The 26,018-nt window shown below is 70.9% G+C and carries 22 protein-coding genes and 2 tRNA genes; 9 read left to right on the forward strand and 15 right to left on the reverse strand.

Features of this window, described 5'->3' with window-relative positions:
* The first annotated feature begins 73 nt into the window (after nucleotides 1–73).
* Complete coding sequence (locus ACZ4Z4_RS02500) at nucleotides 74–1,090, forward strand: rod shape-determining protein (protein WP_468321083.1); 1,017 nt, start codon at nucleotides 74–76, stop codon at nucleotides 1,088–1,090.
* A 172-nt stretch (nucleotides 1,091–1,262) separates the two neighbouring features.
* Here the strand turns inward: ACZ4Z4_RS02500 and ACZ4Z4_RS02505 are convergent, their stop codons facing one another.
* Nucleotides 1,263–2,426, reverse strand: a complete 1,164-nt coding sequence (locus tag ACZ4Z4_RS02505; protein ID WP_468321085.1) for a sensor histidine kinase — start codon at nucleotides 2,424–2,426, stop codon at nucleotides 1,263–1,265.
* Nucleotides 2,427–2,561: 135 nt separating this feature from the next.
* Here ACZ4Z4_RS02505 and ACZ4Z4_RS02510 point away from each other — a divergent pair, with 135 nt between their 5' ends.
* Nucleotides 2,562–3,206 (forward strand): hypothetical protein, encoded by a 645-nt coding sequence (locus ACZ4Z4_RS02510; protein WP_468321088.1) that lies wholly within the window; start codon nucleotides 2,562–2,564, stop codon nucleotides 3,204–3,206.
* A gap of 67 nt (nucleotides 3,207–3,273) precedes the next feature.
* Here ACZ4Z4_RS02510 and ACZ4Z4_RS02515 read toward each other — a convergent pair whose 3' ends face one another.
* The gene (locus ACZ4Z4_RS02515; RefSeq protein WP_468321091.1) at nucleotides 3,274–5,898 is read right to left on the reverse strand and encodes a valine--tRNA ligase; all 2,625 of its coding nucleotides are present in this window, start codon (nucleotides 5,896–5,898) and stop codon (nucleotides 3,274–3,276) included.
* A gap of 137 nt (nucleotides 5,899–6,035) precedes the next feature.
* On the opposite strand from ACZ4Z4_RS02515, the gene ACZ4Z4_RS02520 reads away from it, so the two are divergent.
* The 3 genes from ACZ4Z4_RS02520 to ACZ4Z4_RS02530 all read left to right on the forward strand — a co-directional run bounded on the left by ACZ4Z4_RS02520 (nucleotide 6,036) and on the right by ACZ4Z4_RS02530 (nucleotide 9,293).
* Nucleotides 6,036–6,971: a hypothetical protein gene (locus ACZ4Z4_RS02520; RefSeq protein WP_468321094.1), complete on the forward strand. Its 936-nt coding sequence runs from the start codon at nucleotides 6,036–6,038 to the stop codon at nucleotides 6,969–6,971.
* Nucleotides 6,972–7,187: 216 nt separating this feature from the next.
* Nucleotides 7,188–8,225 (forward strand): hypothetical protein, encoded by a 1,038-nt coding sequence (locus tag ACZ4Z4_RS02525; RefSeq protein WP_468321096.1) that lies wholly within the window; start codon nucleotides 7,188–7,190, stop codon nucleotides 8,223–8,225.
* Nucleotides 8,226–8,315: 90 nt separating this feature from the next.
* The gene (locus ACZ4Z4_RS02530; protein WP_468321099.1) at nucleotides 8,316–9,293 is read left to right on the forward strand and encodes a hypothetical protein; all 978 of its coding nucleotides are present in this window, start codon (nucleotides 8,316–8,318) and stop codon (nucleotides 9,291–9,293) included.
* Between the two features lie 66 nt (nucleotides 9,294–9,359).
* On the opposite strand, the gene clpX is transcribed toward ACZ4Z4_RS02530, so the two are convergent.
* The 5 genes from clpX to ACZ4Z4_RS02555 all read right to left on the reverse strand — a co-directional run bounded on the left by clpX (nucleotide 9,360) and on the right by ACZ4Z4_RS02555 (nucleotide 14,158).
* Entirely contained in the window at nucleotides 9,360–10,646 is a 1,287-nt protein-coding gene (clpX, locus tag ACZ4Z4_RS02535) for an ATP-dependent Clp protease ATP-binding subunit ClpX (RefSeq protein WP_361715445.1), read from the reverse strand.
* Nucleotides 10,647–10,812: 166 nt separating this feature from the next.
* The gene (locus ACZ4Z4_RS02540; protein ID WP_468321103.1) at nucleotides 10,813–11,508 is read right to left on the reverse strand and encodes an ATP-dependent Clp protease proteolytic subunit; all 696 of its coding nucleotides are present in this window, start codon (nucleotides 11,506–11,508) and stop codon (nucleotides 10,813–10,815) included.
* Nucleotides 11,509–11,569: 61 nt separating this feature from the next.
* A complete protein-coding gene (locus ACZ4Z4_RS02545) occupies nucleotides 11,570–12,175 on the reverse strand; it encodes an ATP-dependent Clp protease proteolytic subunit (protein ID WP_190329594.1) in 606 nt (201 codons plus the stop codon).
* Nucleotides 12,176–12,566: 391 nt separating this feature from the next.
* Complete coding sequence (gene tig / locus ACZ4Z4_RS02550; protein ID WP_468321106.1) at nucleotides 12,567–13,955, reverse strand: trigger factor; 1,389 nt, start codon at nucleotides 13,953–13,955, stop codon at nucleotides 12,567–12,569.
* A gap of 126 nt (nucleotides 13,956–14,081) precedes the next feature.
* A tRNA-Pro gene (locus ACZ4Z4_RS02555) sits at nucleotides 14,082–14,158 on the reverse strand.
* 144 nt (nucleotides 14,159–14,302) lie between these two features.
* On the opposite strand from ACZ4Z4_RS02555, the gene ACZ4Z4_RS02560 reads away from it, so the two are divergent.
* Nucleotides 14,303–14,373 (forward strand) — tRNA-Gly (locus tag ACZ4Z4_RS02560).
* Nucleotides 14,374–14,449: 76 nt separating this feature from the next.
* On the opposite strand, the gene ACZ4Z4_RS02565 is transcribed toward ACZ4Z4_RS02560, so the two are convergent.
* Entirely contained in the window at nucleotides 14,450–14,644 is a 195-nt protein-coding gene (locus ACZ4Z4_RS02565) for a hypothetical protein (RefSeq protein WP_055570088.1), read from the reverse strand.
* 565 nt (nucleotides 14,645–15,209) lie between these two features.
* Here ACZ4Z4_RS02565 and ACZ4Z4_RS02570 point away from each other — a divergent pair.
* Nucleotides 15,210–16,418, forward strand: coding sequence for an acyltransferase family protein (locus tag ACZ4Z4_RS02570; protein ID WP_468321109.1), 1,209 nt, complete (start codon nucleotides 15,210–15,212; stop codon nucleotides 16,416–16,418).
* A 7-nt stretch (nucleotides 16,419–16,425) separates the two neighbouring features.
* On the opposite strand, the gene ACZ4Z4_RS02575 is transcribed toward ACZ4Z4_RS02570, so the two are convergent.
* The 3 genes from ACZ4Z4_RS02575 to ACZ4Z4_RS02585 are packed head-to-tail and all read right to left on the reverse strand — an operon-like array spanning nucleotide 16,426 to nucleotide 20,158.
* Nucleotides 16,426–16,890: an HD domain-containing protein gene (locus tag ACZ4Z4_RS02575; protein ID WP_468321111.1), complete on the reverse strand. Its 465-nt coding sequence runs from the start codon at nucleotides 16,888–16,890 to the stop codon at nucleotides 16,426–16,428.
* Nucleotides 16,887–19,343 (reverse strand): FtsX-like permease family protein, encoded by a 2,457-nt coding sequence (locus tag ACZ4Z4_RS02580; protein ID WP_468321113.1) that lies wholly within the window; start codon nucleotides 19,341–19,343, stop codon nucleotides 16,887–16,889. The genes ACZ4Z4_RS02575 and ACZ4Z4_RS02580 overlap by 4 nt, the downstream gene beginning before the upstream one ends.
* Complete coding sequence (locus ACZ4Z4_RS02585) at nucleotides 19,343–20,158, reverse strand: ABC transporter ATP-binding protein (RefSeq protein ID WP_468322081.1); 816 nt, start codon at nucleotides 20,156–20,158, stop codon at nucleotides 19,343–19,345. The genes ACZ4Z4_RS02580 and ACZ4Z4_RS02585 overlap by 1 nt, the downstream gene beginning before the upstream one ends.
* Before the next feature lie 235 nt (nucleotides 20,159–20,393).
* On the opposite strand from ACZ4Z4_RS02585, the gene ACZ4Z4_RS02590 reads away from it, so the two are divergent.
* Nucleotides 20,394–21,569 (forward strand): cation:proton antiporter, encoded by a 1,176-nt coding sequence (locus ACZ4Z4_RS02590; RefSeq protein ID WP_468321115.1) that lies wholly within the window; start codon nucleotides 20,394–20,396, stop codon nucleotides 21,567–21,569.
* 83 nt (nucleotides 21,570–21,652) lie between these two features.
* Here ACZ4Z4_RS02590 and ACZ4Z4_RS02595 read toward each other — a convergent pair whose 3' ends face one another.
* Nucleotides 21,653–22,828: a PP2C family protein-serine/threonine phosphatase gene (locus tag ACZ4Z4_RS02595; RefSeq protein WP_468321118.1), complete on the reverse strand. Its 1,176-nt coding sequence runs from the start codon at nucleotides 22,826–22,828 to the stop codon at nucleotides 21,653–21,655.
* A gap of 129 nt (nucleotides 22,829–22,957) precedes the next feature.
* On the opposite strand from ACZ4Z4_RS02595, the gene ACZ4Z4_RS02600 reads away from it, so the two are divergent.
* Nucleotides 22,958–24,187, forward strand: coding sequence for a GNAT family N-acetyltransferase (locus tag ACZ4Z4_RS02600; protein WP_468321121.1), 1,230 nt, complete (start codon nucleotides 22,958–22,960; stop codon nucleotides 24,185–24,187).
* Here the strand turns inward: ACZ4Z4_RS02600 and ACZ4Z4_RS02605 are convergent.
* The 3 genes from ACZ4Z4_RS02605 to ACZ4Z4_RS02615 form a co-directional block, all read right to left on the reverse strand.
* Nucleotides 24,184–24,411 (reverse strand): superinfection immunity protein, encoded by a 228-nt coding sequence (locus ACZ4Z4_RS02605; RefSeq protein ID WP_468321124.1) that lies wholly within the window; start codon nucleotides 24,409–24,411, stop codon nucleotides 24,184–24,186. The two genes, ACZ4Z4_RS02600 and ACZ4Z4_RS02605, sit on opposite strands and share 4 nt — an antisense overlap.
* A gap of 63 nt (nucleotides 24,412–24,474) precedes the next feature.
* On the reverse strand, nucleotides 24,475–25,287 hold the full coding sequence (locus ACZ4Z4_RS02610; RefSeq protein WP_468321126.1) for an Fpg/Nei family DNA glycosylase: 813 nt from the start codon (nucleotides 25,285–25,287) through the stop codon (nucleotides 24,475–24,477).
* A 101-nt stretch (nucleotides 25,288–25,388) separates the two neighbouring features.
* The gene (locus tag ACZ4Z4_RS02615; protein WP_468321129.1) at nucleotides 25,389–25,874 is read right to left on the reverse strand and encodes a ribose-5-phosphate isomerase; all 486 of its coding nucleotides are present in this window, start codon (nucleotides 25,872–25,874) and stop codon (nucleotides 25,389–25,391) included.
* Nucleotides 25,875–26,018: the final 144 nt, after the last annotated feature.

The following is a 26,018-nucleotide window of genomic DNA, read 5'->3' on the forward strand; positions in this document are numbered from 1 at the left end:
GGGACTTTCGGCCCGTCCGATTCGGGACTTTGGTCCCTCCGCTTCGGGCGGCCGCCGGGCAAACTTGGCGATCATGGACATAGGTATCGACCTCGGCACTGCCAACACCCTCCTGTACGTGCGCGGCAAGGGGATCGTGCTCAACGAGCCGTCCGTGGTCGCCGTGCGGGCCGACCGGGGCGGCAAGAGCGGGGTGCTCGCCGTGGGGGCGGAGGCCAAGGAGACCATCGGGCGGACGCCCGGGTCCATCACCGCCATCCGTCCACTGCGGGACGGCGTGATCAGTGACTACGAAGCCGCCGAGGAGCTCATCCGGCACTTCGTGCGCAAGGCCCTGCCGGGGCGCCGGCCCCGTACGCGCATGGTCGTGTGCGTGCCGAGCGGGGTCACACCCGTCGAGCGGCGCGCGATCGTGCACGCGTCGCAGCGGGCCGGCGCGCGGGCCGTCCACCTCATCGAGGAGCCGATGGCGGCGGCCATCGGGGCGGGGCTGCCGGTCTCCGAGCCGCGCGGGTCGATGGTGGTCGACATCGGGGGCGGGACGACCGAGGTCGCCGTCATCTCGCTGGGCGGCATCGTCACCGCCCAGTCCCTGCGGGTGGGCGGCGACCGGCTCGACACGGCCATCACCGACTTCGTCCGCAAGGAGCACGCCCTGCTCATCGGTGAGCGCACCGCCGAGGACATCAAGGTCGCCGTCGGCTCGGCGTGGCCCGTGCCGGGCGACGACGCCCTGGAGATGCGGACGTTCACCGTCCGGGGGCGCGAGAAGGTGGGCGGGCTGCCCAAGACCGTGGACCTCACGGCGCGCGAGGTGCGGGCCGCGCTGGACGAGCCCGTCGAGCAGATCATCGCCGCGGTGAAGGCGACCCTGGAGGAGTGCCCGCCGGAGCTGTCCGGCGACATCATGGAGCACGGGATCGTGCTGACCGGCGGCGGCGCGCTGCTGCCGGGCCTCGACCTGCGGATCGCCTCCGGGACGGGGATTCCCGTCTTCGTCGCCGACGAGCCGCTGGACAGCGTGGCGATGGGCTGCGGGAAGTGTGTGGAGGACTTCGACGGGCTGGAGCGGGTGATGACGGCGGCGTGAGCCTGCGGCGCGGGGTGCCCTTTTTGTCTGCGGGCCGGTGGGGGTTGCTCGCGCAGTTCCCCGCGCCCCTGGGTGGTCCTCCCTCGCCGGATGCGGAAGGTGCCGCCAAAGGGGCGCGGGGAACTGCGCGACCGGCCCCCACCGGCCCGCAGCAGGCGACGGCGCGTCGAGCCTAGGCCAGTTCGCCCGGCGAGAGAGTGGCCCGCACCTCGTAGACCGCCCCCCGCCGCCCCGCGGCAAACGTGCCGCCCACCGCACGGATCCGCTCCGCCATCCCCGTCGTACCCGTCCCGGAGGAGACCGGGGCGGCAGTCGGCGCCTTGGCGGGCAGCGGGTTGCGGACCGTGATCTCCAGGCGGGGGCCGCGCAGGGAGACGTGGACCGTGACCCGCTCCCCCGGCGCGTGCTTCGCCGCGTTCGTCAGGCACTCCTGGACCACCCGGTGCACCGCCGCCTGGCGGAGCGGCGAGAGGCGGTGGGCCGCGTCGTCGATCACGAGGTCGACGGGGCTGCCCGCCCGGACGCTGCGCTCGGCGAGTGCGGGCAGGGCGTCGAGGCCGGGCGTCGGCGTGCCGTCCGTGCCGCGCTGCACGATGATCTCGTTCAGCATCCGGTGCGCGCTGCGCGCCGTCTCCGAGAGCTCCTCGAAGCCGTCCTCGAAGGGGCCGCCTTCGGCCCTGCGCGCGAGGACCTGGGAGCGCACGCTCAGCAGCGTCAGCTCGCGGCCGACGAAGTCGTGCACGTCCCGCGCGATGCGGGTGCGCTCCTGCTGGACGGCGTGCAGCGTGGCCGTCTCGGCGCGCTGGGCCTCCAGGGCACGGACCAGGTCCTGCCGGTTCGCGGCGACGCCGACGCCCGCCGCGAGCACGCCGATCGGGACGACGAGGCTCAGGAACGAGCCGAGCGTGTCCCCGCGGTGCACCGGCCAGCCCGGCAAGTTGAACATCACGTACGCGAACGAGACGTAGCCGATGACGCCCAGCGTCCCCGCCGCGCGCCCCCGGTAGCGGCCGAGGGAGTAGAGCGCGAACTGGGCCAGCGTCAGCTCGTGCAGCCAGCCCAGGAAGAGCAGCGCGACCGCGTAGGTCAGCCAGGGCCACCTGCGGCGCAGCAGCAGCGAGGACGCGCCGCCCACCAGGGCCAGCGCGGCCAGCGGGCCGTTGAGGCCGTTGTCCTCCGCCTCGGCGAGGCCCGGGATGTCCAGGCTCATCAGCGCGAAGGCGCTCAGTGCCGCGAGCACGTCGAGGGCGCGCGGCGCCTGCGACCAGCGCCCGCAGAGGCGGCCGGCCGTGGCCGCCGCCTGGCGGATCGCCTGGGCGGCGGGCAGGGTGCGCATGCCTCCATCATCCAAGGTCTTTCGACCCGTTTCACCGGCCTTACGTCCCTGTTTCGGTGATTTGCCGCACCCCGGGAGGGTGTACTTCCGGCGCGGCTGCCCGCTCCCGGCTTGCGCCGGGGGTCAAATCGGACCATGTGGTATGCCCAAGATCCCGCCAAGAGGACCCATCAGCTCGCCGGTGACGCCGGGGTCCTCGTCTGGACCGCGCTGTGGGCCGCCGCGGCCGTCGTCGCGTACCGGCTGTCCTGTGCGCTCGCCCTCCCCCGCGCCCTCCAGGAACACAGCGCGCCGCTGCCGCTGGTCGGCGGCCGCGTCGACACCGCGCTGCGGCGCGTCGCAGGCGCCGTCGACGCCATGGACCCGGTCCTCGTCAGGACCGCCGTGGCCGTGGGGGCCGTCGCCCTCTTCGTGGTCCCCGTCGGCCTGCTCCTGAACGCGTGGCTGCCGCGCCGGCTGCGGTGGATCCGGCAGGCGGGCGCCGCACGTGACCTCGCCGCGTCCGACGACGGCCGCGAACTGCTCGCCCTGCGTACGCTGCTGCGGCCGCTCCACGAGGTGGCCCTCACCGCGTCGGAGATCCCGGACGCGACGCCCGGCAGCCTCGCCTGGGGCTGGCGGCACGGCGATCCGGAGACGCTGGACGCGCTGGCCGCGGCGGAGCTGGAACGGCTCGGCCTCGACCTCGCACCGTCCCGGACGGATTACGGCACCCTGGCCCACCCGCTGCCGGCCCAGGCCACCGAGACGGTGACGGGCCCGGTGGCCAGCGAGGTCTAGGAGACGCACGAGGGCCCCGGGACCGATGGCGGTCCCGGGGCCCTCGTCTGCGTACGCGGTTACGCCGTTACGCGGCCGGCAGCGCCTCCAACTGCGCCTGGAGGCGGGCGATGTCGGCCTCCGCCTTGGTGAGGCGGCCGCGGATCTTCTCCACGACCTGGTCGGGGGCCTTCGCCAGGAACGCTTCGTTGCCCAGCTTCGCCTCGGCCTGCGCCTTCTCCTTCTCGGCGGCGGCGAGGTCCTTGGCCAGGCGCTTGCGCTCGGCCTCGACGTCGATCGTGCCGGACAGGTCGAGCGCGACCGTGGCGCCCGAGACCGGCAGCGTCGCCGTCGCCGTGAAGGCGTCGCCCTCCGGCTGGAGGCGCAGCAGCTGGCGGATGGCGGCCTCGTGCGGGGCGAGCGCCGTGCCGTCCAGGGTGAGGCGGGCCGGGACCTTCTGGCCCGGCTGGAGGCCCTGGTCGGCGCGGAAGCGGCGGACTTCGGTGATGACCTGCTGGAGCGTCTCGATCTCGCGCTCGGCGGCCGCGTCGCGGAAGCCGCTGTCGGAAGGCCAGTCGGCGACGACGAGCGACTCGCCGCCGGTGAGCGCCGTCCAGAGCGTCTCCGTCACGAACGGGACGATCGGGTGGAGCAGGCGCAGCGTGACGTCGAGGACCTCGCCGAGGACGCGGGCCGAGACCTTCGCGCCGTCGCCGCCCGCCATGAACGTCGTCTTGGAGAGCTCGACGTACCAGTCGAAGACCTCGTCCCACGCGAAGTGGAAGAGGGCATCGGAGAGCTTGGCGAACTGGAAGTCGTCGTAGAGCGCGTCGACTTCGGCGACGGTCGCGTTCAGCCGGGAGAGCACCCAGCGGTCGGTGGCGGACAGCTGCTCGGCCGGGGGCAGGTCGCCCTCGATCGTGGCGCCGTTCATCATCGCGAAGCGCGTGGCGTTCCAGATCTTGTTGGCGAAGTTGCGCGAGCCCTGGACCCAGTCCTCGCCGATCGGCACGTCGGTGCCGGGGTTGGCGCCGCGGGCGAGGGTGAAGCGCAGGGCGTCCGAGCCGTACTTGTCCATCCAGTCCAGCGGGTTGACCGCGTTGCCGAAGGACTTCGACATCTTCTTGCCGAACTGGTCGCGGACCATGCCGTGCAGCACGATCGTGTGGAACGGCGGGGTGCCGTCCATCGCGTACAGGCCGAACATCATCATCCGGGCGACCCAGAAGAAGAGGATGTCGTAGCCGGTGACCAGGACGGAGTTCGGGTAGAACTTCGCGAGCGACTCGGTCTGCTCGGGCCAGCCCAGGGTGGAGAAGGGCCACAGGCCGGAGGAGAACCACGTGTCGAGCACGTCGTTGTCCTGGTGCCAGCCCTCGCCGGTGGGCGCCTCGTCGTCGGGTCCGACGCAGACGACCTCGCCGTTCGGCCCGTACCAGACGGGGATGCGGTGGCCCCACCAGAGCTGGCGCGAGATGCACCAGTCGTGGAGGTTGTCGACCCAGTCGAAGTACCGCTTCTCCATCTCCTGCGGGTGGATCTTGACCTTGCCGTCGCGGACCGCGTCACCGGCGGCCTTCGCGAGCGGGCCGACCTTGACCCACCACTGCATCGACAGGCGCGGCTCGATGGTGGTCTTGCAGCGCGAGCAGTGGCCGACCGAGTGCGTGTACGGACGCTTCTCGGCGACGATGCGGCCCTCGGCGCGCAGCGCGCCGACGATGGCGGAGCGGGCCTCCAGGCGGTCCAGGCCCTGGAAGGGGCCGTGCGCGGTGATGACGGCGTGCTCGTCCATGACCGCGATGTTCGGCAGGGAGTGGCGCTGGCCGATCTCGAAGTCGTTCGGGTCGTGGGCCGGGGTCACCTTGACGGCGCCGGTGCCGAACTCGGGGTCGACGTGCTCGTCGGCGACGACGGGGATCGTGCGGTCGGTCAGCGGCAGCTTGATCTGCTTGCCGACGAGGTGCTTGTACCGCTCGTCGTCGGGGTGGACCGCGACGGCGGTGTCGCCGAGCATCGTCTCGGCGCGGGTGGTGGCGACGACCAGCGTCTCGTCACCCTCGCCGTACTTGATCGAGACCAGCTCGCCGTCGTCGTCCTGGTACTCGACCTCGATGTCCGAGATCGCCGTCAGACAGCGCGGGCACCAGTTGATGATGCGCTCGGCGCGGTAGATCAGCTCGTCGTCGTAGAGCTTCTTGAAGATCGTCTGGACGGCCTGCGAGAGGCCCTCGTCCATGGTGAAGCGCTCGCGGTCCCAGTCGACGCCGTCGCCGAGGCGGCGCATCTGGCCGGAGATCTGGCCGCCGGACTCGCCCTTCCACTTCCAGACGCGCTCGATGAACGCCTCGCGCCCGAGGTCGTGGCGGGACTTGCCCTCCTTGGCGAGCTCGCGCTCCACCACGTTCTGCGTGGCGATGCCGGCGTGGTCCATGCCGGGCTGCCACAGCGTCTCGAAGCCCTGCATGCGCTTGCGGCGGGTGAGGGCGTCGATCAGCGTGTGCTCGAAGGCGTGGCCCAGGTGGAGCGCGCCCGTGACGTTCGGCGGGGGGATGACGACGGTGTACGGAGGCTTCTCGCTCTTCTCGTCGGCGGAGAAGTAACCCCGTTCTACCCAGCGCTCGTACAGCGGCCCCTCTACCTCGGCCGGCGCGTACTGGGTCGGCAGTTCGGGGGTGGTCGCTGGGGGCTGCTGCTGAGCGTTCTCGGTCACGCGGCCAGTTTAGAGGGGTGGTGGAGCGGTCCCGAAACCGGAATCTTCGACATCGCTTGCCGCTGAGGGGTCCGGGGGGCCGGGATTTCCTCCAGGATGACCGGGACACATCAGCGTTCGGAGGGGGACCCCACGCCATGAGCCACAACGAGCCGGGCCCGTACGGGGGCCAACAGCCCCAGCAGCCGGGGCCCTACGGGGGTCAGCCTCCGCAGCAGCCGGGCCCTTACGGGGGTCAGCCGAATCCCTACGGGCAGCCCCCTCAGCAGCCGCCCCAGCCCGGCTACGGCTTCCCGCAGCAGGCGCCGCCGCCGGGCGGCTACAGCCAGCCGCAGCAGGCCGGCCCCTACGGGCAGACCCCGTACCCGGAGCCGCCGCAGGCCTCCGGCGGCGGCAAGAAGAAGACCGGCCTCGTCATCGGCGCGGTCGCCGTGGTCGCCGCGCTCGGCGTCGGGGCGTACCTCGTCCTCGGCGGGGACAGCGGCTCGGCCTCGGTCGAGGACGACGGCGCGCACAAGCTGGTGCCGCCGGCCTCGGTGGGCGAGTACAAGAAGGGGAGCGACGCCGACTCCCCCGACGACGGCCCGCTCGGCTCCGGCGACAAGAAGAACGCCGAGGACATCGGCATCAAGAACCCGGAGAGTGTGGCGGCCGCGTACGAATTCGGTGAAGCCCTCAAGGGGAAGCAGATGAGCTTCCAGGGCATGTACGGCGAGATCGACGACCCGGAGAAGGCCGTCGACGACGGCTTCGCCAAGGCCGACGAGAACGCGAAGAAGGAGTCGGCCGAGGGCGGCGGCGACTCGGACGAGGAGTTCGACCTCGTCGGCAGCCCCGAGGCCGTGGAGCCCGACGGGCTCGACAACGCGATCATGAAGTGTCAGACCGCGAGCATCGCGGAGGACGGCAAGGAGACGAAGCTGCCGATCTGCATCTGGGCTGATCACAGCACGTACGGCATCGTCTTCGGCATCGACGTGGAGGCGATGATGAAGGGCAGCGGCGGCATGGCCACCGACACCGTCGCCTCCTTCGCGGCCGACCTGCGCAAGGCCGCCCGCGTGAAGGCGTAGCGGGGCGGAGACCGAGCGGACACCGTGCGCACGCGGGGTGGCCGCGGAGCTCGGAAGGCGGGGCCCGGGGCGGATGGTCCGCCCCGGGCCCTCGTACGTCCGCTCTCTGGAACAGCCCTTCAACAAGTCCGCATCGATCCGGTCCTGGGCCCCAACCCCGTACGCCCATCCGCCAGGATGTTCGGAACACATAAGCATCGGGAGGGAACCCCAGCAATGAGCTACAACCAGCCGGGCCCATACGGCGGGCAGCAGCCCCAGCAGCCCGGGCCGTACGGCCAGCAGCCGCAGCAGCCTGGTCCCTACGGCCAGCCGCCACAGGCTCCCCAGCCCGGCTACGGGTACCCCCAGCAGGCGCCCCCGCCGCAGGGCGGCTACAGCCAGCCCCAGCAGCCCGGCCCCTACGGGCAGGTCCCCCCGCAGGCCCCGTACGGCCAGCAGCCCCAGGCCCCCTACGGGCAGGTCCCACCCCCGCCCCCGCCCTCGGGCGGCGGCGGCAAGAAGACCGGCCTCGTCATAGCCGCCGTCGCCGTGGTCGCCGCCGCGGCCGTCGGCGGCTACTTCGTCTTCACGGGCGACGACGACAAGGGCGGCAAGAACGGCGGCTCGTCGAGCGTGGCGGGCGGCGGTGACGGGGGCGGCATCAAGGACGACGGACCGCACAAGCTGACGACGCCGGCGACGGTGCTCGGTGAGTTCAAGAAGGGCGACGACAGCGGCAGCGGCGGCGGTGGCATGTCGTCGAGCGACATCGAGGACGCCGAGAAGTTCGGCGTGAAGAACCCCAAGGACGTCAACGCCAACTACCAGTCGGGCGACGAGAGCAACCCGATGGCGGTGAAGGCCCTCAACTTCGGCGGTGTCTACGGCGACATCGAGGACCCGGAGAAGGTCGTCGACGCCCTGTTCGGCGAGATGAAGAAGAACGCGGGCTCGGGCGGCAGCGACGAGGACGTGACGCTCGTCGGCGAGCCGAAGGAGTACAAGCCCGCCGGGCTGGACGGCGCGGTCCTCAAGTGCCAGGAGATGAAGGTCGACCTGGGCGGCGGCGCGGGCACGGCCGGCTCGTCGGCCGGCTCCTCGTCCGGCCCGAGCGAGATGTCCGCGGGCACCTGCGTGTGGGGCGACCACAGCACCGTCGGCTTCCTGGTGAACGTCGACGCGGCGGACGCCCTGGCGGGCAAGGCCGCCGACCTCGACGAGGCCGCGGCCACCACGGCCAAGTTCCGCGGAGAGGTCCGCGTCAAGATCTGACGCCCGTGCACGCGCGACGGCCCGGTCATTCGACCGGGCTCCGTTGCGTCAGGATGTCGGCAGCACCCAAGCGTTTCGGAGGGGAACCCCATGAGCTACCACCAGCCGGGCCCGTACGGCGGGCAGCCCCAGCAGCCCGGGCCGTACGGCCAGCAGCCGCCGCAGCAGCCAGGACCGTACGGCCAGCCGCCGCAGCAGGCCGGCCCCTACGGCCAGCCGCCCCAGGCCCCCCAGCCCGGCTACGGCTCCCCTCAGCAGGCTCCCCCGCCGCCGCCCCAGTCCCAGCCCGGTTACGGCTACCCGCAGCAGGCCCCGTACGGCCAGCAGCCCCAGGCCCCTTACGGGCAGGTCCCGCCCCCGCCCCCGCCCCCGCCTGCGGGCGGCGGCGGCAAGAAGACCGGAATGATCATCGGTGCGGTCGCCGTGGTCGCCGCCATCGGCGTCGGCGCGTACTTCGTCCTCGGCGGCAGCGACAGCGACGGCGGGGGCGGCTCCTCCGTGGCGGACGACGGCCCGCACAAGCTGACGACGCCCGAGACGGTCCTCAGCGAGTACGAGAAGAGCGACAACCCGTCCGGCGGCTTCAACTCCAGCGACATGAAGGCCGCCGAGAAGGCGGGCGTGCAGGACCCCGAGGACGTCGACGCCGCTTACGAGGCGGGGGACGAGAGCAATCCGCTGTCGCAGAAGCTCATCCAGTTCATGGGCGTCCACGGCAAGATCGACGACCCCGGCAAGGTCGTCGACGGAATGTTCGCCAAGGTCAAGAAGGACTCCCAGAAGCCCGGCGCGCAGACGGGCAGGCTGACCGGCAGCCCCCGGGACTTCAGCACGGACGACACCGTCCTCAAGTGCCAGGAGTCAGTGATCAAGAACGACAGTCCGGCCGGCGGCTCGTCCTCGGCCCCCAAGGAGATCCACATGCCGGTGTGCATCTGGGGCGACCACAGCACCGTCGGCGTCGTGGTCCCCATCGAGGTCACCGACGCCATGGCGGGCAAGATCTCGCTCAAGGACGCCTCGGCCACCGCGCTGAAGTTCCGCAAGGAAGTCCGCGTCAAGGCCTGACAGCGGCAACGCGGAAGGGGCGCCCGGCGATTCGATCGCCGGGCGCCCCTTCCGCGCGTGTGCCGCCTACGCGGACTTCTGCTCCCCGGCCCCGGGACCGCGCGCCTCGCGCGGCACCAGCGTCGGGTTCACGTTCGAACGGACGACGTCCGCCGTGATGACGACGCGGGCCACGTCCTTGCGGGACGGCACCTCGTACATCACCGACTGGAGGACCTCCTCCATGATGGCGCGGAGCCCTCGGGCGCCGGTCTGCCGCAGGATCGCCTGGTCGGCGATGGCCTCAAGCGCCTCGCGCTCGAACTCCAGCTCCACACCGTCGAGTTCGAACAGCCGCTGATACTGCTTCACCAGCGCGTTGCGCGGCTCGACGAGGATCTGGAGCAGGGCCTCGCGGTCGAGGTTGTGGACCGAGGTGATCACGGGGAGGCGGCCGATGAACTCGGGGATCATCCCGAACTTCACCAGGTCCTCCGGCATGATGTCCTCGAACTGGTCCTTCTCCTCCATCTCACGCTTCGAGCGGATGGTGGCGCCGAACCCGATGCCCTTCGCGCCCGCCCGCGACTCGATGATCTTCTCAAGGCCGGCGAAGGCGCCGCCCACGATGAAGAGCACGTTCGTCGTGTCGATCTGGATGAACTCCTGGTGCGGGTGCTTGCGGCCGCCCTGCGGAGGCACGGAGGCCGTGGTGCCCTCCAGGATCTTGAGCAGGGCCTGCTGCACGCCCTCGCCGCTCACGTCGCGCGTGATCGACGGGTTCTCGCTCTTGCGGGCCACCTTGTCGATCTCGTCGATGTAGATGATCCCGGTCTCGGCCTTCTTGACGTCGTAGTCGGCGGCCTGGATCAGCTTGAGCAGGATGTTCTCGACGTCCTCGCCGACATAGCCCGCCTCCGTCAGCGCCGTCGCGTCCGCGATGGCGAACGGGACGTTCAGCATGCGGGCGAGCGTCTGCGCGAGGAGTGTCTTGCCTGAGCCGGTCGGGCCGAGCAGCAGGATGTTGGACTTCGCGAGTTCGATCGCGTCGTCGCGGCCCTGCGCGCCGCCGTTCTCTCCGGCCTGGACCCGCTTGTAGTGGTTGTACACCGCTACCGAGAGGGCCTTCTTCGCGGGCTCCTGGCCCACGACGTAACCCTCAAGGAATTCGTAGATCTCGCGAGGCTTGGGAAGCTCCTCCCAGCGCACCTCGCTCGTCTCCGCGAGCTCTTCCTCGATGATCTCGTTACAGAGGTCGATGCACTCGTCGCAGATGTACACACCGGGGCCTGCGATGAGCTTCTTGACCTGCTTCTGACTCTTTCCGCAGAACGAGCACTTGAGCAGATCGCCGCCGTCACCGATGCGTGCCACGAGGTGCTTCCCCTTCGCCTGGGAGACGCCACGTTCAGCGGCTCCTGGTGCCTCTATCCGACGGTACCTTGCCGGGCCCCCCGTTCGGGCCCCCCTTGGCACGGTTCACTTCGACGCGAGTCGTCCGCGAACCGTGCCGAGGAGCGGCAGATGCTACAGCGCTGCCTCAGGCCACCGAGGAATTGTTCATCTTCCGGGTGGAGATGATCTGGTCGACCAGGCCGTACGAGAGCGCGTCCTCGGCCGTGAGGATCTTGTCACGCTCGATGTCGTCGCGGATCTTCTCGATCGGCGTCGTGGAGTGCTTGGCCAGCATCTCCTCCAGCTGCGAACGCATCCGGAGGATTTCGTTGGCGGCGATCTCCAGGTCGGAGACCTGACCGCGGCCGGTCTCGCTGTACGGCTGGTGGATCAGGATCCGCGCGTTCGGCAGAGCCATGCGCTTGCCCGGCGTGCCCGCCGCGAGGAGCACGGCGGCGGCGGACGCGGCCTGGCCCATGCAGACGGTCTGCACGTCGGGCTTCACGAACTGCATCGTGTCGTAGATGGCCGTGAGAGCCGTGAACGAGCCGCCCGGGCTGTTGATGTAGATCGAGATGTCGCGGTCCGGGTCCATCGACTCCAGGCACAGGAGCTGCGCCATGACGTCGTTGGCGGACGCGTCGTCGATCTGCACGCCGAGGAAGATCACGCGCTCCTCGAAGAGCTTCGCGTACGGGTCGTACTCACGCACGCCCTGCGAGGTGCGCTCGACGAAGCGCGGGATGACGTAACGCGACTCGGCGCCGGTGCCGGTGAACTCGGCCTGGCCGCTCTCGGCCTGCGCAGGGCCGTAGAGGCCGCGACCGGGGAAGTTGTTCATCTCTGAATCTCCTGAGAAGGGAGGGGCTTGGGTGTCGGCTTCGGGGCGCTGAGCACAGGGCTCAGGCTCCGGTCCCGCCCCCGCCCGGCATGCCGGCGGCGCTGGACATGATGTCGTCGATGAGGCCGTACTCCTTGGCCTCCTGCGGGTCGAACCAGCGGTCGCGGTCCGAGTCGCGCGTGACCTGCTCGACGGTCTGGCCGGTGTGGAACGCCGTGAGCTCGGCCATCTTCTTCTTGGTGAGAAGGAGGCGCTCGGCGTGGATCTTGATGTCCGACGCGGAGCCGGCGAGGCCCGCGGACGGCTGGTGGATCAGGATCTCGGCGTTCGGCAGGGCGAAGCGCTTGCCGGGCGTGCCCGCGCTGAGCAGGAACTGGCCCATGGAGGCCGCCATGCCCATCGCGATCGTCACCACGTCGTTCTTGATGTACTGCATGGTGTCGTAGATCGCCATGCCGGCCGTGATCGAGCCGCCGGGGCTGTTGATGTAGAGGTAGATGTCCTTGTCCGGGTCGGAGGCAAGGAGCAGCAGCTGCGCGGTGATCTTGTTGGCAATGTCGTCGTCGACCGGCTGGCCGAGGAAGATGATCCGCTCGCCGAGCAGCCGGTTGTAGACCTGGTCGCCGAGGCCACCACCGATGGAGGGGTCGCCGGCGGCGGAGGGCATCAGATTCGTCACGTATCCACCTGCTCGTCTTACGACGGCGCCGGGCCGTCTCACGTCTTCAGCTGGGGCGCGGGGGCCCGCGTGCGGCGCCGCTCCGGGGCGGCGTCGGGGACTCCCCTGCCCTCGTATTCATGGACCCTAACGCGCGGGGCCCTTCGGGGAATCCCGGAGGCCTGACTGTTCGCTGTGAGCGCAGGTTGCGCCCCGTAAGGGGCGCGGGGAACTGCGCGCTCAGCCCCCGCCGGGCCGCGGGCGCGTCTGCCGCGGCAGGGTCTATGGCGGGTGCGGCTTGTTTGTGGTTGCTCGCGCAGTTCCCCGCGCCCCTGAAAAGCACCGGGCCCCCGGGACCGAGAAGTCCTGGGGGCCCGGTGTGCGAGCGTCAGAGCGAGGCTCAGGCCTCGGTCTTCTCGTCGGCCTTCTCCTCGGCGGAGTCCGAGGTCGCCTCGACGGTCTCGGCCGTCTCGTCCTCCTCGTCCTCGAGGTCGACGACCTCACCGTTCGTGTCCTTGACCGTGGCGGCCTCGACGACGACCGCGAGGGCCTTGCCGCGGGCGACCTCGCCGACGAGCATCGGGACCTGACCGCCCTCGACGACGGCCTGGGCGAACTGGTCGGGGGACATGCCGGAGGACTGCGCGCGACGCATGAGGTGCTCGGTGAGCTCCTCCTGGTTCACGTTCAGCTTCTCCTTGTTGACGAGCTCGTCGAGGACGAACTGCGTCTTGATGCCCTTCTCCGCCTGCTCCTTGGTCTCGGCGTCGAACTCTTCCTCGGTCTTGCCCTGGATCTCCAGGTACTTCGCGAGGTCGAGGCCCATCTGGCCGAGCTGGTGGTTGACCAGGTTGTGCTTGCGGGTCTGGATCTCGTCCGCGAGGAGCTTCTCGGGGACGGGGACCTCGACCAGGTCGAGCAGCTTCTCCAGGACGCGCTCCTGAGCCTGCGTGGCCTGGTCGTACTGCTTCATGTTCTCGAGGCGCTTGCGGCTGTCGGCCTTGAGCTCGTCGAGGGTGTCGAACTCGGAGGCGAGCTGGGCGAAGTCGTCGTCGAGCTCCGGCAGTTCACGCTTGGCGACCTGGGTGACCTTGACGGTGACCTCGGACTCCTTGCCGGCGGCCGAGCCGCCCTTGAGCTCGGAGGTGAAGGTGGCCTCGCCACCGGCCTCCAGGCCCTTCACCGCGTCGTCGATGCCTTCCAGCAGCTCGCCGGAGCCGATCGTGTAGGAGACGCCGGAGGCGACGCCGTCCTCCAGGACCTCGCCGTCGACCTTGGCCTGGAGGTCGATCGTCACGACGTCGCCGTCCTCGGCGGCGCGCTCGACCGGGGACGTGGAGGCGAAGCGCTCGCGCAGCTCCTCGACGGCCTTGTCGACGTCCTCGTCGCTGACCTCGATCGCGTCGACCTCGACCTCGATGCCGGAGTAGTCCGGGATCTCGATGGTGGGGCGGACGTCGACCTCAGCGGTGAAGTTGAGGGTCTCGTTGTCCTTGAGCTCGGTGATGTCGACCTCGGGCTGGCCCAGGACGTTGAGCTCGGCCTCGTTGACGGCCTCGGTGTAGAACTTCGGGAGCGCGTCGTTGACGGCCTCTTCGAGGACGGCGCCACGACCGAACCGCTGGTCGATGACCCGGGCCGGGATCTTGCCCTTGCGGAAGCCCTTCACCGTGACCTGCTGGTTGATCTTCTTGTAGGCCGCGTCGAGGCTGTCCTTGAGCTCCTCGAAGGGCACCTCAACAGTGAGCCGAACCCGAGTCGGGTTCAGGGTCTCCACGGCGCTCTTCACGGTTCGGTCTCCTTGGGGCTGACTTCTTGGGATTCTGCCCGGCTCAGAGACACACGGGCACACAACTTGCATAGTAACGGCAAGCGGGAGCCGAGCCACAATGCGATCTTGCGAGGGAGGATTCGTTGGTCGGGGTGGCGGGATTTGAACCCACGGCCTTCCGCTCCCAAAGCGGACGCGCTACCAAGCTGCGCCACACCCCGTCGGTGCGACACGTAGGGTACATGCCCGCAGGCAGTGCGGCTCCCGGTTGAACGGGGCCGGATGTGAGGGGGCACGTGCGCCGGGCCCCGGGGACCCGCTACGATGCCTGTCGTGCCGCGGCTTGTGCCCGTGGCGCGAACTGTGCGGGCGTAGCTCAATGGTAGAGCCCTAGTCTTCCAAACTAGCTACGCGGGTTCGATTCCCGTCGCCCGCTCTGCCGATGAAACCCCAGGCCGGTGACGGTCTGGGGTTTCGCCGTTCCGGAAGCCGATCGATCAGAAGCCGACCGATCAGAAGCTGATCGAGTTGATGGTCTCCGCCACTTCGTTGAGAAAGCGGTTTATGGACGGAGCCATGCCGGTGGAGGCGAGGAAGAAGCCGAAGAGCACCGCGACGATCGCGGGGCCCGCCTTGAGCGATCCCCCGCGGATCAGCACCACAAGGATGATCGCCAACAGCAGCACCACTGACAGCGAAATGGCCACACTGATCACACCCTAGGTCGGTCGCTCTCCCGGCCCGGGGGGTACGGCCCCGCACACCCCCGCCAGAACCCATCGTGCCACCAACGGGCGGCCTCCATGCGGCCGGTGACACATCGTCGGCCAAGGCTTTGCGACCCCGGCGCACGGGGGCGCCCCGCGGGGGCCCGTGCGGCGCACGGTCGTACAGCAATTCGACGATGTGCGGACACCGGAAATTCGACGTGATCGTTGCCGTCGCCACACACGACGTTCGCAAGAAATTCCCATTCGGCCAACCGGACATTTCACCGGAGTCGCCTGGGGGCGTTATGCACCATTTAAACCGGATGAGTTGTGACGTACCGGACGTGACAACCGCGCATACCGCCGCATCTCTTTGTCGACTCCCTTTGGCGCCTCAACCGATTCCCGGGGATTGTCCGGGGATTGGGTCGACGAAAGTGACGGGGGTTTTACGAATACACCGCAGCGACGCTAGGGTGCCTCAGATGTTCCACGCTGCCACCACCCCCGCAGGCGCAGTGCGGTCCCGGATCGTCTCACCGAGCTCCTGGTGGGAGGGCCTGTGACCAACTCGGTGCACCCGCACGAACGCCACCGGGCGCCGCTCCCCCCGGCCCAGGTGCCGGCGACCGGAGTCTCCCTCCCCCGCGCCCACTATCCGCCCCCGCAGGCCGCCCCCACAGCTCCCCCCACCCCGGCCGGCCGCAGCGCCGCCCCGAGCGCGTCGAAGCCCGCCAAGCAGCGGGACGCGTTCTTCGACAACGCCAAGTACCTGGCGATCGTCCTCGTGGCGATGGCCCACGCATGGGAACCGCTGACGGATCACAGCCGCGCCGCCGAGGCGCTGTACATGACCGTCTACACCTTCCACATGCCGGCGTTCATCGTGATCTCCGGCTACTTCTCGCGCAGTTTCGACATGCGCCCCGACCGCCTGAAGCGGCTCGTGAACGGCGTCGCCGTGCCGTACGTCATCTTCGAGGTCGCATACAGCCTCTTCAAGCGCTGGGCCGACGACGACCCCGGGCATCCGATCAGCCTGCTCGACCCCTGGTACCTCACCTGGTTCCTGGTCGCGCTCTTCGTGTGGCGGCTCACCGTGCCGCTGTGGAAGATCGTGCGCTGGCCGGTGCCGCTCGCGCTGGCCATCGCCATGCTCGCCGTGATCTCACCCGACATCGGCGACGACCTCGACCTCCAGCGCGTACTCCAGTTCCTGCCGTTCTTCGTACTCGGCCTCTTCATGAAGCCCGAGTACTTCCAGCTGGTGCGCCGCCGTGAGGTGCGGATCCTGTCCGTGCCGGTCTTCGCCGCCGCGGTGCTCCTCGCCTACTGGGCAGCGCCCCGGATGACCTCCGTGTGGTTCTACCGCCGCGACAGCGCGCAGGAGCTCGGCGTGCCGTGGTGGGTCGGCATCGTGATGACGCTGGCGCTCTTCGGCTGCTCCGTCGTCCTCACCGCGTGCTTCTTCGCGTGGGTGCCGCGCCGCAAGATGTGGTTCACGCTCCTCGGCGCCGGCACGCTGTACGGCTATCTGCTGCACGGCTTCCTCGCCAAGGGCTCCCGTTTCTGGGGCTGGTTCGAGGAGTACGAGTGGCTGCACAAGCCGCTCGGCGAGATCTTCGTGACGGTGGTCGCCGCAAGCGTGGTGACCCTGCTGTGCACCCCGCCGGTGCAGCGCGTGTTCCGCTTCGCGATGGAGCCCAGAATGGAGTGGGCCTTCAAGCGGGACGCGGCGCAACTCGCCAGGGAGCGGGGCAGGTCCGGCTAGCGGTCCCTCAGCCGATCCCCAACAGGGCGCGCATGGTGGCGTACTTCGCCGTCAGGCGCGCCCTTGTCGTCGCGTCGAGCACCGCGAGGCGGGCCGGGTCCGCGTTGTGGGCCAGGTCCGCCTCCTTCACGAGGCGGGCGCCGGGGGTGGCGAGAACGCGTTCCGCGTACGCCTCCTGGGACTCCCCCGCGCGCTTGGTGAGCGCCAGGACGATGTCCTTCGTGCGCGGGGCGAGGGGGGCCTCGCGCAGCCACCGCTCCGAGAGGGCGTCGTCCTCGACGGAGTCGTGCAGCCAGGCCGCGGCGATCTGCTCGGCGTCGCCGCCCCTCGCCCGCACCCCGTCGGCCACGGCCATCAGGTGCTCGGCGTAGGGGCGGCCCGCCTTGTCGGTCTGGCCGGCGTGGGCCTCGCGGGCGATCGCTTCCACCTCGGGAAGGGTCAGGAGCTGCGGGCCCTGCTCGGCGTGCGTCATGCGGCCGACTTTAGTGCCGCCCTCGCCGGGATCGTCGCCGAGGCCAGGCCGAGGACCAGGACCCCGCCCACGAAGGAGCCGTACAGCAGCGGCGGGATGTACGGGGCCTCGCCGGTCAGGCCCTTCATCATCGGGACGAGCGTGGCGAGGGCGATCGCCGAGCCGATGACGATGCCCGCGCAGGCGACGAGCAGCGCCTCCCAGCTGATCATGCGCATCACCTGGCGGCGCGTGGAGCCGATCAGGCGCAGCGTGCCGAGTTCGCGGCGGCGGTCGAGGACCGTCATGACCAAGGTGTTGATCGCGGCGATGGCCGCGAAGCCGCCGAGCACGGCCGCCATGGTGGTGTTGGCCCAGGCGTTGAGCTCACGGTCGAGGGACTGGGCGGTGGCGTAGCCGTCGCGGTCCTGGAGGGTGCCGAGGGCGGCGAGTGCCTGCTCCGAGCCGCCCTTCGTCCAGATCTCGGTGGCGAAGGACGAGGTGACGTGCGGCTTGAGGTCGGCCGCGGACATGGTGGCCTGGGCGAGGCCGAGGCCCCTGCCGTACGTCGCCACGACCTTCGGCGCGGCCTTGGTGCCGTCGGGCAGGCGGAGGTGAAGGCGGTCGCCGGTCTCCACGTGCGCGGACCGGGCGAGGTTGGCGTCGATGGCGATCTCCCCCTTGCCGAGCTTCAGGGTGCCGGTCTCGACCTTCAGGTCCTGGACCTTCGCGAGGTCGGCGGCGGAGCCGGTGACGCCCTGGGTCGACGCCGACTCCAGCCAGCGGTCGGCGCCGGAGCCCACGGGGACGAGCACGGAGGTCTTGAGCAGGCCGACGGCGGAGGTGACCCCTTCGGTGCCGGCGGCCTTCGTCACCGCGCCCGGGGCGAGGCCCGCGTCGGAGGTGACGATGTGGTCGGCGGTGATGCCCTCGCGCTGCTGGTCGGCGGCGACCCGGTCCTGGCTGGTGTGCATGAAGACGAGGACGGAGGAGAAGGCCATGGCGAGGACGATCGGGGTGATCGCGGAGGCGAGACGGCGGGCGTTGGAACGGGAGTTGGCGGCCGCGAGCGAGGCGGACGCTCCGGCGCCGCGCAGCGGGAGGCCGAACAGGGCGGCGCAGCCGCGGGCCACGAGCGGGCCGAGCAGGGCGACGGCGAGCATGAAGAGCATGACGACGCCGAGGGCCGCGTTCGCCGCGTCGTCGCCGGTGTTGCTCGCGGCGAACCCGGCGAAGACCGCGCCGCCGACGGCGGCGGCGATGCCCAGCGGCGTACGGATCCAGCCGAGTTGCACGCGCTCCACGGCGGCCTCGCTGAGCGCCTGGCCCGGCTTGATGCGGGAGGGGCGGCGGGCGGCCATGTATCCGGCGCCGAGTGCGGTGAGGACGGCGACGCCGACGGCGGCGGCGAGCGGGAGGAAGGAGACGGACAGGTCGACGGCCTCGGGGACCGCGCCCTTCTCCTTCAGCTGCCCGAACCACCAGGTGGCGAGGGCGATGCCGGGCAGCACGCCGACCGCTCCGGCGACGGGTGCGACGAGCAGGGTCTCGGTGGCGATGGTGCGGCGGATCTGGCGCGGGGTGGTGCCGATGGCGCGCAGCAGCGCGTATTCGCGGGCGCGCTGGCCGACCGAGAGGGCGACGGTGCCGGCGGAGGTGAAGACGGCGGTGAGCGCGGCGATGCCGCCGAAGGAGCCGCCGAGCGCGGTGAGCAGGTTCTTGGCGTAGGCGAGCTGGGGGCCCTCGGCCGCGCTGCGGTCGTCGCCGGTGTGGACGTCGGCCTTCTCGCCGACGGCGTGCGCCACCTGGTCCTTGAGGGTGTCGGCGGAGACGCCCGCCTTGGGCAGTACGGCGATGGCGTCGACGCGGCCGGGGTGTCCGGAGACGCGGACGGCCTCGGCGTCGTCGAACCAGGCGGTGAGCGCGCCCTGGCGGGGCTCGACCGTGCCGGAGACGCGGAAGTCGCGCGGTCCGTCAGCGGTGGTGAGCGTGGTGCGGTCGCCGACGGAGGCGCCGGGTGCGGCGAGGACGACCTCGCCGGGGTGCGGGGCGCGGCCGGCGGTCAGCTTCTCGCCGGTGAAGGCGGTGGAGCCCCAGCCGTGCGCGGTGACGTCCTTGCCGCCGGAGTGCACGGGGAAGGTGACGTCGGGGACGGCGGCGCGGGCGCCGGGCACCGCACCGGCCTTGGCGACCAGGGAGTCGTCGAGCCGCGCCTGGTCGGGCAGCGGGATGTCCGACTCGGTCCTCTCCTCGCCGCTGCCGCTGACGAAGTGGACGGACTGGTCGGCGGCGGCGACCACGGGTGCGCCCGCGTAACGCTCGGGCGGCACGGAGGCGCGCAGTCCCGTCTCCAGGAGGATGCCGCAGGCGGCCACGATCAGCGAGGCCATCATGAGGGCGACGAAGGTGCCGACGAAGGCGGCGGGCTTGAAGCGGACGGCCGCGCGGGCGAGGCCGTTGGGTACGTATGCCATTACGCGGCCACCCCCGCGTAGGAGGGCGCGGTCAGGGTCGTCATGCGGGCGGCGATCTGCTGGGCGGAGGCGCGCTCCAGGCAGTCGACGATGGAGCCGCCGGCGAGGAAGAGGACGCGGTCGGCGTAGGCCGCGGCGGCCGGGTCGTGGGTGACCATGACGACGGTGGCGCCCATGCGGTCGACGGCGGAGCGCAGGAGGTCGAGGATCTCGGTGGCGGTGGTGGTGTCGAGGGCGCCGGTCGGCTCGTCGGCGAAGATCACGTCGGGCTGCGTGACCAGGGCGCGGGCGATGGCGACGCGCTGCTGCTGGCCGCCGGAGAGCTGGCCGGGGCGGCGGCCGCCCTTGTCGCCGAGGCCGACGCGGGTGAGCATCTCGGCGGCCTTGCGGTGGTCGGGGCGGTGGCCTGCGAGGCGCATCGGCAGGACGACGTTCTGTTCGACGGTCAGCGACGGCAGCAGGTTGAAGGCCTGGAAGACGAAGCCGAGGCGGGTGCGGCGCAGGGCGGTGAGCTTGTTCTCGCTCATGCCGGTGATCTCGGTGCCGCCGAGGTGGACGGTGCCGCTGGTGGGGCGGTCGAGGCCCGCGGCGCACTGAAGGAACGTCGACTTGCCGGAACCGGAGGGCCCCATGACGGCGGTGAAGCTGCCGCGCGGCAGGGCGAGGTCGATGCCGGCGAGGGCGTGGACGGCGCCGGAGCCGCGGCCGTACTGGCGGCGGACGCCCCGGAGTTCGACGGCCCAGTCGCCGTGTGCCGGCGCGCCGATGACGCGTACGTCCTCGACGACCTGGTTCTTCTTCCGCCGCAGCCCCATGTTCCTGTCCATTTCTCCGTGCGAATGCGATGTATCGAACCTACGGAGAGGGGGGTGGTGTGGACCATGACGGCTGCTGGCCGATGCCAGGTAGGGGAAACCCCACCCCTCTGGTCACCCTCACCCCAGGGAAACCCTTTGGTAAGCTAACTATTGACGCGTTCTTTACGAACCCTTGACCAACAGACCTACGCGAAGGAGCGGGCCCATCGGACACGCGGACACCCTGATAGCCATGGGCGGTGCCTTTCTGGCCGCCGCCGTCCTCGCCCGCCTCGGCGGCCGCATCGGACTCCCCACCATCCCCCTGTTCATCCTGGCCGGGATCCTCCTCGGCCCCCACACCCCCGGCGTCGTCCTGGTCTCCGACCCCCACGACCTGGCGATGCTCTCGGCGCTCGGCCTGGTCCTGCTGCTCTTCTACCTGGGCCTCGAGTTCCACATGGACGACCTCAGGACCGGTGGCCGCAGGATGGCCGTCGCCGGAGGCACCTACCTCGCCCTGAACGTCGGCGCCGGCCTGGGCTTCGGATTCGCGCTCGGCTGGGGCACCTCCGAAGCGCTGGTCCTCGCCGGAGTGCTCGGCATCTCGTCCTCCGCGATCGTCACGAAGGTCCTGGTCGACACCGGCCGCCTCGGCAATCCGGAGACCAGGCCGATCCTCGGCATCATCGTCGTCGAGGACATCTTCCTGGCCCTCTACCTCGCGGCGCTGCAACCGATCCTGTCCGGCGCCAACAGCCTCTCGGCGGCCGTCCTCGACGGCGGCAAGGCCTTCGGCTTCCTGCTCCTGCTCGCGCTCGCGGCCCGCTTCGGCACGCGGCTCGTCGGCCGGCTCATGGACACCCGCGACGACGAACTGCTCGTCATCTCCTTCCTCGGCGTCGCCGTCTTCGTCGCCGGGGTCTCCGAGTGGTTCGGGGTGGCCGACGCGATCGGCGCGTTCATGGTCGGTCTGATGCTGGGCAGCACGGCGTCCGGCGAACGCATCCGCAAGCTGGTGCATCCGCTGCGCGACGCGTTCGGGGCGATCTTCTTCTTCGCGTTCGGGCTCTCCATCGACCCCGGCGACCTGCCGGTGGTGCTCTGGCCGGTCCTCGCGGCGGTCGCGGTGACCCTCCTGATGAACGTCCTCGCGGGACTCGGGGCGGCGCGGGTGTACGGCTTCGGGGCGGGCCCCGCGGCGAACATCTCCACGACGCTGCTCGCCCGCGGCGAGTTCGCCCTCATCCTCGCCACGATGGCGGCGGGCGCGGGCCTCGACGAGCGGCTCTCCCCCTTCATCGCGGGGTACGTGCTCCTGCTCGCGGTCCTCGGACCGCTGGCCGCGGGCCGGTCGCAGTGGCTGGCGCGGGTCCTGCCCGGCGGCCGGGACCACGTGGCGGCGGAGCCGAGGTCGGCCGTGCCCTAGGTCCTGTCGTCACATTCCCGTCGTCCGCCCGCCGGGCAGGCGGGAATGTGACGACAGGGCCTAGGGCTGTGCCGGGGGGCGGTTCACGCCTCCCGGCAGATGAGCAGCAGCGCCCTGTCGTCGTTCACGTCCTTCGCGACCGCCTCGATCAGATGCCAGGCCGCGCCGTGGAAGCCCCCCGCCACGTACCGGTCGGCCTCGCCCGTCAGGCGGTCCATGCCCTCGGCGATGTCGCGGTCGGACGTCTCGACGAGACCGTCCGTGAAGAGCATCAGGACGTCGCCGGGGCGCAGGACGCCCTTGACGGGGTCGAACTGCGCCCCGTCGTAGACGCCGAGGAGCGGGCCCTGCCCCGCCTTCTCCTCCCAGCGGCCGCTGCCCGCGCTGAGCTGGAGGCCGGGCGGGTGGCCCGCGGAGAACAGTTCGTAGTCGCCGGTCTCCAGGTCGAGGACGAGGTGGATGGAGGTCGCGAAGCCCTCGTCCCAGTCCTGGCGGAGCAGATAGCCGTTGGCGGCGGGCAGGAAGGCGTGCGGGGGCAGGGAGCCGAGCAGGCCGCCGAAGGCTCCGGACAGGAGCAGCGCGCGCGAACCCGCGTCCATGCCCTTGCCGGAGACGTCGGTGAGGACGGCCTCCAGGGTGCGGCCGCCGTTCGTGCGGGCGGCGACCACGAAGTCGCCGGAGAAGGACTGGCCGCCGGCCGGGCGCAGCGCCATCTCGCGGTGCCAGCCGCGCGGCAGCTTCGGCAGCTTGCTCTGGACGCGGATGCGTTCGCGCAGGTCGAAGAGCATGGTGCCGCCGCCGCGCCAGGGGACGCCGACCCGGCTGCGGAACTGGGCGATGAGGAGCCCGAAGAAGCCGCAGGCGGCGACCACCAGGACGACGCCGGGCGTGACGCGGGAGGCGCCTTCCGTGTACGGGCCGAGCCGGACGGACTCCACGATGAGGGCCACCGCCGACGCCGCGTAGAGACCGAGCAGGCTGGCGGGGCGCAGCAGCAGGCCGCCCGCGACGATGGGCAGGACGAGCGCGGCCGGTGAGAACCAGACGTTGTTGACGATGGTGCAGCAGGTGATCACCGGCACGGTGAGGAGCAGGCCGGCCAGCGCCACCCAGTCGGAGCCGTCGCCGCGGAAGTAGTCGACCCCGGATTTGCGCAGCACGATCCGGACCCGGTGCACCCTCTTCTTCATCCGGGCCGTGAACGTCTCGGCCGCCGCCCGCCGTTCGCGGCGTGCGCGTCCTTCTCCTCGTACCACCATTGCTCGTGGACCTTATCCAGCGGGGCGCGTACTTCGCACGGGAGGTCCCGGTTGTCCCCCGTCGGAGGGCGGGCCGCGGGCGTGGAAATCCTGTCGCACCGGGCGGTATCGCCCTGGTAGGCATGGCATATGACGACAGACTTGCGCGTGCTCGCGAAGACCGAATGGGACACCTGGTACAGGACATTGGATGTCGCGTTCGGCGGCGTGCCGGAGTCCGCGGAGGAGCAGGAGCTGTGGCGCGAGCTCGTCGAGTTCGACCGGTCGATGGGCGTGTGGGACGGGGACGCCTGTGTCGGTGCGGCGGGGGCGTTCTCCTTCCGGCTCTGTGTGCCGGGCGGCGCGCTGGTGGACGCGGCGGGCGTGACGATGGTGGGCGTCGCGGCGACGCACCGGCGGCGCGGGATCCTGACGTCGATGATGCGGCGCCAGCTCGACGACGTGCGCGCGCGGGGCGAGGCGCTGGCCGTGCTCACCGCCTCCGAGCCGGCCATCTACGGCCGCTTCGGGTACGGCGCGGCCACCCAGCAGATGCGGGCCGACATCGACACGACCCGGGTGCGGCTGTCCGTCCCGGCGGGTACGGATGACGTATCCCTGAGGTACGCGGTGGCCGCCGACGTCCACGACGCGTGCGAGGCGCTGTACGCGCGCCGGGTCACCGGGCGGCCGGGGATGCTGGCCCGGCAGCCGGGGTGGGAGCGGCTCGGGCTGCTCGACCCGAAGGACGACAGGGACGGCGCGTCACCGCTGCAATGCGTGGTCGCCGAGCGCGCGGGGGAGCTCGTCGGGTATGTGCGGTACGCCATCAAGCCGGAGTGGGACACGCAGGGCCCCAAGGGCGTGGTGCGGGTGCGCGACATCGAGGGGCTGGACCCGGCGGCGTACGCGGCGTTGTGGCGGTTCCTCTTCGACATCGACCTGACGTCGTCGGTGATCTCCCGGAACCGACCGGTGGACGACCCGCTGCTCCAGCTCGTCTCGGACGTCCGCCGGTGCGACCTGCGGGTGGGCGACTCGCTGTACGTGCGGCTCGTCGAGGTGGGCGCCGCACTTGAGGCGCGTACCTACCAGACGCCCCTCGACGTGGTGTTCGAGGTCGAGGACGCCTTCTGCCCCTGGAACGAGGGGCGTTGGCGGCTCACCGGCGACACGAAGGGCGCCTCGTGCGAGCGCACGGACGACGCGGCCGATCTCGCCCTGTCCGTACGGGAGTTGGGCGCCGCCTACCTCGGCGGCACCTCCCTGACGTCACTGGCGGGCGCCGGCCGGGTGCGGGAGCTGCGCCAGGGCGCCCTGACCGAGGCCTCGGTGGCCTTCGGCTCCGACGTGGCGCCGTGGCTGCCGCACGGTTTCTAGGCGGTCCGGGGCACGGAGGCCACCTTCGGCCGGCGGGTGGCGAGGTAGAGGGCGATCAGCCAGCCGATGACCGAGGCGCCGAAGACGAGGTTGATGACGAGGACCAGCCAGCGGTGCTCGGCGCCCCGGTTGAAGGCGATGAGCGACGGCAGCAGATAGAAGGCGAGGAAGAGCACGCCGATCACGATGGCGACCGGCCCGTCGATCCATGTGGTGCCGAACATGCGAGAACCCCCGTTGAGCTGGTGAAAGCGGTCAGTGGATCTTAAGGGGGCGGGAGGCCCGGCTCAGCTCGGGCGCTGGCAGGTGGGGCACCAGAAGAGGTTGCGGGCGGCCAGGTCGGCGGTGCGGATGTCGGTGCCGCAGAGGTGGCAGGGCTGGTTCGCCCTGCGGTAGACGTAGACCTCGCCGCCGTGGTCGTCGACGCGCGGCGGGCGACCCATCGCCTCCGGGGTGTGCTCGGGCCTGACGGTGTCGATGCGGTTCAGCCGCACTCCCTCGCGCATCAGCTCCACGAGGTCCGCCCAGATCGCGTTCCACCGCGCCTCGGTGAGCTCCTTGCCCGGCGTGTACGGGTCGATGCCGTGCCGGAAGAGGACCTCCGCGCGGTAGACGTTGCCGACGCCCGCGATGACCTTCTGGTCCATGAGGAGGGCGGCGACGGTGGTGCGGCTGCGGGAGATGCGGTGGTAGGCCTTGGCCGGGTCGTCGCCGTCGCGCAGGGGGTCGGGGCCGAGGCGGTCGTGTATCGCCCGCTTCTCCTCGTCCGTGATGAGGGCGCAGGTGGTGGGGCCGCGCAGGTCGGAGTAGTACGACTCGTTCCGCAGGCGGAGCCGGACGGTGTCCGTGGGGGGCGGGGCGGGGCACTCGCCGAGGGCGTACTTGCCGAAGAGCCCGAGGTGGATGTGGACCCAGCCGGTCCCGGCGAAGCCCAGGAAGAGGTGCTTGCCGTGGGCCTCCGCGGTGTCCATCACCTGGCCGGTGAGCAGGGCGGCGCTGTCGGAGAACTTGCCCTGCGGGCTGGTGGCCAGGACCGGGCGGCCCTGGAAGCGCTCCCGGTGGTCGGCCGCCAGCCGGTGAATCGTGTGCCCCTCCGGCACGGGTCCCTCCGGGGGTGGTGCGGTGAATGAATCGCCTTGAGGGCTCGTCCTCAAACGCCGGACGGGCTGAAAAACTCCAGCGCCGCCCGGCGAAGGTTCAACTACGGCTGAGGGTGGTGCGCCGGGATTTCGGGCAGCTCGCCCGTCTCCTCGTACCGCGACAGCATCTCGATGCGGCGCGTGTGACGCTCCTCACCCGAGTACGGCGTGGCCAGGAAGATCTCGACGAACTTCGTCGCCTCTTCCTGGGTGTGCATGCGGCCGCCGATCGAGATGACGTTGGCGTCGTTGTGCTCGCGGCCGAGCGCCGCGGTCTGCTCGCTCCAGGCCAGGGCCGCCCGCACGCCCTTCACCTTGTTCGCGGCGATCTGCTCGCCGTTGCCCGAGCCGCCGATGACGATGCCGAGGGCCTCCGGGTCCGCGGCGGTCTTTTCCGCGGCGCGCAGGCAGAACGGCGGGTAGTCGTCCTGGGCGTCATAGATGTGGGGCCCGCAGTCGACGGGCTCGTGGCCGTGGCTCTTGAGCCATTCGACCAGGTGGTTCTTGAGTTCGTAGCCGGCATGATCCGAGCCGAGGTACACGCGCATGGGACCGAGTGTGGCATGTCGCGGGGCGGGTAGCCGCGACCGGGCAGGACCTTGGTCTTGTCGGGAGCTCGCCGGGATCACCATGGACGGGACGTTGGTCCAGGCCATTGGCCGGAATACAACGATCCGGATTCAGGACTTCCG

The sequence above is a fragment of the Streptomyces sp. NPDC030245 genome (assembly GCF_055572995.1).